The 7220-nt window shown below is 54.8% G+C and carries 7 protein-coding genes; 6 read left to right on the top strand and 1 reads right to left on the bottom strand.

Translation table 11 applies throughout. The annotated features are described in order from the left end of the window. Positions 1 to 612: 612 nt before the first annotated feature. The 5 genes from folD (at position 613) to VGN12_26945 (ending at position 5182) form a co-directional block, all read left to right on the top strand. Positions 613 to 1497, top strand: coding sequence for a bifunctional methylenetetrahydrofolate dehydrogenase/methenyltetrahydrofolate cyclohydrolase FolD (gene folD, locus VGN12_26925; GenBank protein HEY4313116.1), 885 nt, complete (start codon positions 613 to 615; stop codon positions 1495 to 1497). 426 nt (positions 1498 to 1923) lie between these two features. Continuing rightward, positions 1924 to 2250 (top strand): 4Fe-4S binding protein, encoded by a 327-nt coding sequence (locus VGN12_26930; GenBank protein HEY4313117.1) that lies wholly within the window; start codon positions 1924 to 1926, stop codon positions 2248 to 2250. A 1-nt stretch (position 2251) separates the two neighbouring features. Continuing rightward, complete coding sequence (locus VGN12_26935) at positions 2252 to 2725, top strand: RidA family protein (GenBank protein ID HEY4313118.1); 474 nt, start codon at positions 2252 to 2254, stop codon at positions 2723 to 2725. A gap of 56 nt (positions 2726 to 2781) precedes the next feature. Then, a complete protein-coding gene (locus VGN12_26940; protein HEY4313119.1) occupies positions 2782 to 4194 on the top strand; it encodes an FAD-dependent oxidoreductase in 1413 nt (470 codons plus the stop codon). Positions 4195 to 4204: 10 nt separating this feature from the next. Then, positions 4205 to 5182 (top strand): tripartite tricarboxylate transporter substrate binding protein, encoded by a 978-nt coding sequence (locus VGN12_26945; protein ID HEY4313120.1) that lies wholly within the window; start codon positions 4205 to 4207, stop codon positions 5180 to 5182. A gap of 77 nt (positions 5183 to 5259) precedes the next feature. Here VGN12_26945 and VGN12_26950 read toward each other — a convergent pair whose 3' ends face one another. Next, positions 5260 to 6051 carry an IclR family transcriptional regulator gene (locus VGN12_26950; protein ID HEY4313121.1) on the bottom strand — a complete coding sequence of 264 codons (792 nt, stop codon included), beginning with the start codon at positions 6049 to 6051 and terminating at the stop codon, positions 5260 to 5262. Between the two features lie 173 nt (positions 6052 to 6224). Here VGN12_26950 and VGN12_26955 point away from each other — a divergent pair. Next, on the top strand, positions 6225 to 7220 hold a 996-nt coding region (locus VGN12_26955; protein ID HEY4313122.1), incomplete at its 3' end, for a heterodisulfide reductase-related iron-sulfur binding cluster.

A 7220-nucleotide genomic window follows, 5' to 3' on the forward strand; every position in this document is an offset into this window, starting at 1 on the left:
TAAACCGGAACCGGCCAGCCTGCATTGAAGCGACGTCCTCGCGAAATCGTTCACACCGAGCATAGGAAATCCCGATGTCACTCTGTTTTTTTCGACGAATTGCGAGTACGGCCGGCCGCGGGGTCGCGCCGGCGATCCGCAGCATGGCAAGCCGGCGGTGAAGCTGGCATTTGGCAAGCGTGAAAAGGAGGGTGACGGAATCATGGACTATAAGCTGTCGGGCAGCTCATAGGGTCAGGCGCGCGAGATCGTGCTCCTGTACCCTTTGGACTGACGCCGCGGATAGGGCCGCCGGTTTGGACGCAAGCGCGAAAGCGCTCCGCCGAGATGTTGGTATTCCGGCCCTAAAAACGTGCAACTTATGAAGAAATCGGACTTTCTTCACGAGTTTGCTTTCGGCGCCGTCCGGCTTCGAGACCCTTGAGGCGGGCGACAGGCTCGGCTATGGAACACGCGCGTGCGACCCTATCGAGCGCAGCTCTGTTGGCATCGAGCGAGTCCGCTCCATCACCTCCATTGGCACCTGAGTGATATAGTAGACGCGTCAGATCCGGTGGTGATGGCTTGCCCAGGCGCGGGGAAGTGCGTGGACCCCAAGCTGGAAGTTATCCTGTGAAAGCAAAAGTTATCGACGGTATTGCGGTTTCTGCAGAAATCCGCGCGGGTCTTAAGGCTCGAATTAATGTTCTGTCGCGCCAGGGTGTAATGCCGGGGCTTGCTGTTATCGTGGTGGGTGCCGATCCAGCTTCAGCAGTATATATCCGCAACAAAATCAAGGCTTGCACAGAAGTAGGCATCAAGTCTTTTCATTTCAGGTTCGGACAAGAAGCAAGCCAGAGCGAGATCCTGGAGTTGATTGCTGATTTAAATGCACGCGCTGACGTTCACGGCATTTTGGTGCAGTTGCCGCTGCCGAAGCACTTCTCGATTTCCAAAATCCTTCAGACAATCTCAAAAGACAAGGATGTCGATGGCTTTCACCTATATAACGTTGGAGGTCTCGTAGTCGGCGATACGGTTTTCCCGCCATGTACGCCTTATGGCGTTCTTCAATTGCTCGAACACGAGAACATACCAATCGAGGGTAAGAACGTTGTCGTCGTCGGCGCGAGTAACATTGTCGGTAAGCCAATGGCGCTCATGCTCATGCAAAGAGACGCGACGGTCTGTATATGCCACGCAAAAACGAGAGACTTGGCTCAATTCACAATCCTCGCGGACATCTTGGTTGTGGCGGCGGGCAAGCCTAATCTAATCGTGCCTCAAATGGTAAAAACCGATGCTGTTGTCATCGATGTTGGAATCAACCGACTCCCCAACGGAAGGCTAGTTGGTGATGTGGATTTCCAAGGTGTGTCTGAAAAGGCCTCTTATATAACTCCTGTCCCAGGAGGCGTTGGTCCGATGACGGTAACTATGCTCCTTGCGAACACAGTTTCCTCGGCCGAACGATCGCGATCAGGTCTTGTCGTCTCAACTGAAATGGCCGAGCACTAGACTCGAGCGGGCGATTGCCGTGCCACGCCAGAAGTTTGCCGGCGTCCTGCGGCTTCGTTTGGCAACGATGAGTCGCTTACGGCGGGCGTGCTTAAGACCGCGGCGTCGTTCAACATCGCCGTCGTTTTTGTTGCGAAACTGTCTACCGCTCGAGCGCTGACCGTAGGTCGCTCGTCTGCACGTCAAGTCGGTGACACGCTCCTTACTGTCTCAGCCGCCTGTCAGGTTCGAGCGATAATCTCGGCGACATCTTTGCAGCGCCTTCCCAAGCCCAGCCATCGGCATTGTTGCTTTCCAGCGACATGCAGCTTGAAGAGCACAGCGAGACTTGTGGAATTTGAACGATCATTATAGGATACAGAATAAGTAAATTGTAGCGCTATACGCTACAATGATGCCCGTAGAAGCGAAAGCGGATTAAATTTGATGGCTCACGTCGTTACGGAGAATTGTGAAAGATGCCGCTTCACCGACTGTGCAGTGACATGTCCTGTACAGTGCTTCCATGGCGACGCGGATCGCCTCTACATCGATCCAGAAGTCTGTATCGACTGCAACGCATGCATACCGGCGTGCCCAGTTCAGGCAATCGTTGAAGAATTCGATCTGACGGAAGAGCAAAAGGTTTGGCAGAAAATCAACGCAGAGCGGGCCGCCAATTTGCCCGTCATCTCGTCGAAGCAAGATCCTCTACCGACGGCAGAGAACCGCAAACGCGAACTCGATCTGCAGTTAAGCAATCAACGGAGCTGAAATGGGTGAAGTTGAGACCAAATTAAAGGCAATGGGGTTCACTTTGCCCCCCATCCGAAAATTTCCCAGCCCCAATCGCCGGGGGTGCGTACGTGTCGGCAATGTGTTGTTTCTGTCTGGACACGGTCCGCATCATCCGGGTTTTCCGCACCGTGAGGCGGGGAAGCTTGGCGCGGATATGACAATTGACGAGGGCAAGATCACCGCACAAGCCGCCGCTCTGGCCATGCTCGCAACGGTCAAAAACGAAGTGGGGGACCTCGATAATGTCGTGCGGGTCATCCGTCTGTTCGGCATGGTGAACTCCACGCCTGATTTTCCTAGCATGCCGGCCGTGATCGATGGCGCGTCGGATCTGTTCTTTGAATTATTCGGTCCGGATGCGGGCTGCCACGCGCGAACCGCGGTTGGCATGGTCAACCTTCCGCGAGGACAGGCGGTCGAAATCAACGGCGAGTTTGAAGTGAGGAACTGACGGCCTCCAAGCCGGACATTCCGCCGGATCTAAAGTGCATGAGGTTGGCGTAGCGTATGCGGGATCTTGATTCATTTCGGGTAGCGATTATTGGGAGCGGCCCTAGCGGCTTTTATGCTGCGGAGGCCTTACTACAATCGATGCCCGATGTAGCGATCGATCTGATCGAGAGATTACCGGTTCCCTTCGGTCTTGTTCGATACGGGGTTGCGCCCGATCATCAGAAGCTCAAAGAGGTCACGCGAGTCTTTACGGCTCTTGCCTCGGATAGTCGCGTCAATTTCATCGGCAATGTAGCCGTAGGCGTCGACGTCACGGTCGAGGAGCTTCTGCCGTTATACGACTCTGTCATTGTCGCTTGCGGCGCCAGCGCCGATCGGCGGATGTCCATACCCGGTGAGGAACTGACCGGTTGTTGTTCAGCCGTTGACTTTGTCGGCTGGTACAACGGTCACCCTGATCACTGTCATCACCATTTCGATCTGTCCGGCGAAGCCGCTGTTATCGTAGGGCAGGGAAACGTAGCGATAGATATCTGCCGAGTTTTGGCTAAGAGCGTCGACGATCTCAGAAAGACCGATATTGCCGAACACGCACTCGAAACTCTCGCTTCATCTAAAGTAAAAAAAATCGTCATCATGGGACGTCGCGGCCCAGCTCAGATGAAGTTTACGGCCAAGGAATTGCGTGAACTAGGGTCGCTGGCGGGCTGGGATATTCAAGTATCGCCGGACGATTTGTCGCTTGACGCAGTAAGCGCGGCTGAAATCGCCGCTCCCCATATGTTGGTAAGTGCGCGCAACGTAAAATTTCTCGAAGAGTGTTCTTCGAAGCCCCGGTCCAATGATCGTGTAATTGAATTCCGTTTTCTGCGATCGCCTGTTGAAGTTCTGGGGCGGGACGCCGTTCGTGGTCTCTTGCTTCGCAAAAATTCACTTGCCGGCGCACCCTTTCAACAACAAGCGGTGCCACTCAATGAGACCGAAATTGTCGAGGCTCAATCCGTGTTTCGCAGCATCGGATACAGAGGCGTGCCGGTTGCAGGACTACCGTTTGACGCCTCGAAGGGAGTAATCCCTAACAACTGTGGGCGCGTAATCGGTAATCACTCCCGGATTTATGTGACCGGATGGATCAAGCGGGGTCCAACCGGCATCATTGGCACCAATCGGGTCGATAGCATTGAGACCGTCGCCAGCCTGTCCGCTGATCGGGCGAGGATGACTGGCCGCGTACGCGAAGGCGCTCCTAGGTTGGAGAACATACTCACAGACCGGGGCGTTCGTCCGACCAGCTTCGACGAATGGCGCCGGATCGACGCCGAGGAACTGCGCCGTGGTCAGCGATCGGGCCGCGTTAGATCAAAGATAACCAGTATTCACGAGCTCGTAGCCGTCGCGGCCGCCGGGCCGCAGACGAACGTCGGTCGAGGCGGGGAAACAAGCGATCAACCGGCCTTGACGGCCTGACGGAGTGTCTATGTTGAACAGAAGAGAATTTGCCATTGCGGCCATGGCCGCGAGCGCTAGCCAAATCTTTCCGGCTTCGGCCGAAGAGGTTTGGCCGTCCCGTCTCATTCGTTTGGTGGTGCCATTTCCACCGGCTGGGGCCAATGATGTCATCGGCAGGGTGATGGCCGATAAACTATCCAAGGCTCTGGGGCAGACCGTAATCGTAGAGAACAAGCCGGGTGCTGGAGGAACGATTGGAGCGACTGCAGTCGCCAACGCCGAACCCGACGGCTACACCATCATGATAGGGTATATTGGCAATCTCGCGTACGCGCGAACGATCTACAAGAAGCTACCTTACGATCCGAGTACAAGTTTTTCGGCGGTGTCGCTCGTTGCGAAAGTGCCAAATGTCCTTGTCGTCAACCAGTCGCTGCCAATCTACAACGTCAAGGATCTGATCGCTTACACTAAGCAGAATCCAGGCAAGATGGCATTCAGCTCGGGAGGGAACGGCACTGCCGCGCATATCGGCATGGCCTATTTGTGCCACGTCGCTGGAATTTCTATGGTGCATGTACCTTATCGAGGAACGGCACCATCGATCACGGATCTTATCGCAGGTCAGGTGCAGGCGACGATGGCCGGATGGCCGGGAATCAGACCCTTTGTTCAATCAGGCCAGGTTCGTGCAATCGGCATTTCGAGCAAAGTCAGGGTCCCGTACGCGCCGGAAATCCCTACTATTGCCGAGTCTGGATTGCCGGATTTTGAAGCGGTCCAATGGTACGGCATCGTTGCGCCGTCAAAAACGCCGAAACCAATAGTTAATAGATTGAACGCTGAAATTGGCACCCTGCTGGAATCACCCGACCTTCAAAAATATATGACGAACGACGGTGCTCTGCCGGAAAAGTCCACCCCGGAAGAGTTTCAGAAATACATCGCTTCGGAGATCGAACGTTGGCGCGGTGTCATCACAGAAGCGGGAATCGAACCGAGCTAAGCGGCCGTTTCTGGAGCGACAGTAAAATTAATAAGACGACGAAGCGCCTCTTTGGCTCGCGCCCTTCTAATCTCACGTCATGTGGTCTTCAGAGAGGCGCGGGCCAGCGCGGCAGCTTCAGACTGCAATAGCTTGATCAACATGGATCGTCTTGGTCCCGCAATCCGGGATTCGAGGGTGATGATGCTCATCGACATCATGGCTCCTGGATCGTCCAGCAATGCCAATGAGACCGCCAGTGTTCGAGATTCCGCAACAACCGCTCCTTGCGAATATGCATAACCACGCCTCCGCGCGTCGGAGATCAATTTTCGTACATCGCTTTCGGTGATCTGATGACGCTGGTACTGAGCGGCATTGTTTCGAATAACCTGATCGGCCTGCTCGATAGGCAGTGCTGCAAGGAGGGCTACGCTTGTGCCCCCAATGCCAAGGGGACGAACCGTTCCAACACGCATGACGAACGAACGAAAGGGAAATACGCCTTCCTGGAAGCCCGTACATACGCCATCGTTGCCAGCTCGACGCATCAGGAACACACACTCTTCGCTAGCGTCGGAGATGCGTTTCATAGCTGCGGCGACAGCCGGCGAGACGAACTGGCGAGATGCGGCGAGGCCCAATGACCAAGCCTCAAATCCGAGGCGATAACCCAAATCTGGAGATTGCTCGATGTAGCTCAGGTCGACCAAGGTGCGGAGAAGACGGTGAGCAGTCACGCGATGAATGCCGAAGCGATGACAAATGTCGGGCACGCGCGCGCCTTCGTCTCCCCGCTCCGCGAGAAATTTCAAAAGAGAGAATACGCGGCCGAGATAAGACGCTTTCTCGTCGCTAGCCCCAATGCGGTTAACTTGCTTCTTTGCCACCTAGATCATCCCGATTCTTCAAACGATTTGCTTTAGCCCGCTATCTCGTAATCTGTCTCGCATCTTTCGACGGATTATTATCCCAATAGCGCCGTTGCGTAATCTGCTTCTATCTGTATCAATCTGTAGCGAGATACGCTATAATGCCGGCTGCAAGTCACCAGGAGCAGGTTATGCCAAAGGACAACGACGAAAGCGCCGTCAAACAAACTCCAAAACCGCTGCGCCCATATTCCGAAGTCCTTGGGAACACGCGCGTTATGGGCTCGCTTTTAGCGTCGACTGATCAGCCGGTCTGGCTATCCGCGATCCCGAAAGATGCCCCCCACTATAAATACGTGGTGTGGCTCGGCTGCCAGGTTCTCCGAACACCGCAGCTTGCCGAGACCTTGTATGACATCTTCACCCACTTTGGGGTGGATCATGTCTCTTTGGGCGGACCGTCAAGTTGCTGCGGCATTGCTCACGATCGCCGCGGCGACAAGGCCGTCGGAGACCAACTCACCCGCCAGACAGTAAAAAAGTTCGACGCCTTTGCGTCTGAGCAGATGCTGTATTGGTGTCCGTCCTGCGACAACCATTTGCGCCAAAAGGATGGAGGCAGTTTTGAGTCTGAAACAACCAAGCAACGCAAAAGCGTCGTCAATTTCCTGGCTGAGCTTCTGACGCAGGATAAGTTTACAGTCGAAGTCCCGCTGCGGGTGGCCATCCATACGCACGGAGGTTCACCCGAACAGGAATCGGACAGCGCTGCGGTACATCAGCTTCTGTCGCGCATACCGAAGCTGGAGGTCGTACCAATTCCAGATCTGCCTATGATCGGGCGGCACTGCAATGACACCGCAGTTCTGAAGTTCGGCTTGGACCGATACAAAGCCGACATGCATGATTGGATCGCGCGGGCGAAACGCGAAGGGGTGAACAGAATTGTTTCGCTGTATCATTCCTGCCATCGACAGATGAATCAGGTTCAAATGGAAGACGCTCCAGAGGCTAAGATTCGAGTTGAAAACTACCTGACATTGATCGCGCAGGCTTTGGGCCTGCCGCCGCGTGAGGATAATTTCGCACGGTGTGCGAAGATTGGCGACGTAGACAACATTCTCGACAACCTGTCCGACAAGCTTGAGAAAACCGGACTTAATCGTGAACTTGCTCGTCGGGCGCTC

Source organism: Pirellulales bacterium (assembly GCA_036499395.1).
In the GTDB taxonomy this organism is placed as follows: domain Bacteria; phylum Planctomycetota; class Planctomycetia; order Pirellulales; family JACPPG01; genus JACPPG01.

Excerpts from the sequence above, each read along its gene's own strand:
- VGN12_26930 (HEY4313117.1), top strand. The coding sequence starts at position 1,924 with ATGGCTCACGTCGTTACGGAGAATTGTGAAAGATGCCGCTTCACCGAC.
- VGN12_26935 (HEY4313118.1), top strand. The coding sequence starts at position 2,252 with ATGGGTGAAGTTGAGACCAAATTAAAGGCAATGGGGTTCACTTTGCCC.
- VGN12_26940 (HEY4313119.1), top strand. The coding sequence starts at position 2,782 with ATGCGGGATCTTGATTCATTTCGGGTAGCGATTATTGGGAGCGGCCCT.
- VGN12_26945 (HEY4313120.1), top strand. The coding sequence starts at position 4,205 with ATGTTGAACAGAAGAGAATTTGCCATTGCGGCCATGGCCGCGAGCGCT.